Below are 1652 nucleotides of genomic sequence, written 5' to 3'. Positions count from 1 at the left end.
CCCGGGGGCGCGGCCGCACGGGCGGTTGGAGCATCAGGAGGAGGCGGTCGCCTGCTCGGTGGCGGCCTCGGTCGCGGCAGCGGCCTCGTTCGCGTCAGCGGCGGCGGTCTCGGAGCCGGCGAGCAGCTCCTTCTCCCACTCGGCCAGCGGCTCGTCGGAGGCGACGCCCGGCTCCGGCTTCGCGTCGGCGGACGCACCGTTGCGGCTGGAGCGCGCCATCAGACCGGCGGCCGCGGCCTCGGCGACGACCTTGGTCAGCAGCGCGGCGGACCGGATGGCGTCGTCGTTGCCCGGGATCGGGTAGTCGACCTCGTCCGGGTCGCAGTTGGTGTCCAGGATCGCGACGACCGGGATGTTCAGCTTCCGAGCCTCGCCGACGGCGATGTGCTCCTTCTTGGTGTCGACGATCCACACCGCGCTCGGCACCTTGGCCATGTCGCGGATACCGCCGAGGGTCTTCTCGAGCTTTTCCTTCTCGCGGGTCAGCGTCAGGATCTCGCGCTTGGTGAGGCCGGTGAAGCCACCGGTCTGCTCCTGGGCCTCGAGCTCCTTGAGGCGGAGGAGGCGCTTGTGCACGGTCTGGAAGTTGGTCAGCATGCCGCCGAGCCAGCGCTGGTTGACGTAGGGCATGCCCACGCGCGCGGCCTCGTTGGCGATGGCTTCCTGAGCCTGCTTCTTGGTGCCGACGAACATGATGGTGCCGCCGTGCGCGACGGTTTCCTTGATGAACTCGTACGCACGGTCGATGTAGGTCAGCGTCTGCTGCAGGTCGATGATGTAGATGCCGTTGCGCTCGGTGAAGATGTAGCGCTTCATCTTCGGGTTCCACCGGCGGGTCTGGTGCCCGAAGTGCACGCCGCTGTCGAGCAGCTGCTTCATGGTGACGACGGCCATTGCCGGAATCACACCTCTTCTGTGTAGTGCGCGCCTTGCTTCCGCTGGACGCGCTGCTCGGTTGGTCGCTCCCGGCCGGGTGGCCGTTCGCCCTGGTGCCCGCGCCGGCGTCCGGACCCCGGGAGTGAAGGACCCCGAGGACCGCCGGACCCCGTGCGCTCCCTCGGCTGTTTCCAGAAGGGGGAACGCGCACGTGCACGCGAAGTCAGCCCGCTGAAACGGACTGCGCAGAAGATTCTACCCCCTCCCACCACCCCCTCCCCCACCGGCGGCCGCTGCGCGACCCGGTTGTCCACATCGGGTCCGGTTATCCACAGATTCGGCCCGCGCGCCCCACGACCCGCCCGGGTGCCGCACGCTGGAGCCATGGAGTCGATCATGCAGGTCCGGCGGCGTCTGCCGGGATGGTTGCTGGGCACGTTTGCCCTGGTGATGGCGATTTTGGGAGGGGTGTTCGTCGGCGGAGAAGTGGGTGTCCGAGCGCCGGGAGCGGCGGCTTCGGGAGGGGAGGTGACGGCGTCGGCGACGCTGGGGATAGACGCGGCCGGTGTGGATCAATCCCGGCCGCCGCACGCGGTGGTGGAGCCGTGGGCGAGTGGCCTGGCACCGCTCCTGGGCGGCCTGCCCGCCAAGTCACCACCGCCACCTCCCGGCGCCCTGCCCGCCAAGCCGCCACCGCCACCTCCAGGCGCCCTATTCGCCAAGCCGCCACCGCCACCTCCAGGCGCCCAGCCCGCCAAGCCGCCACCGCCACCTCC

2 protein-coding genes are annotated in these 1652 nt (G+C 70.3%); one reads left to right on the top strand and one right to left on the bottom strand.

Going from position 1 to position 1652, the window contains the following annotated elements; all coding sequences use genetic code 11:
• Window positions 1–33: 33 nt before the first annotated feature.
• Entirely contained in the window at window positions 34–894 is an 861-nt protein-coding gene (gene rpsB / locus ACWEVN_RS46375) for a 30S ribosomal protein S2 (protein ID WP_449675088.1), read from the bottom strand.
• A gap of 366 nt (window positions 895–1260) precedes the next feature.
• Between rpsB and ACWEVN_RS46370 the strand changes: the two genes are divergently transcribed.
• Window positions 1261–1652 (top strand): hypothetical protein (locus tag ACWEVN_RS46370; protein ID WP_452055519.1); only part of this gene is annotated, 392 nt, incomplete at its 3' end.

It is taken from the genome of Amycolatopsis sp. NPDC003861 (assembly GCF_053605405.1).
The sequence above is the reverse complement of the archived record's forward strand: the minus strand, read 5'-3'. Positions and strand labels throughout refer to the sequence as shown.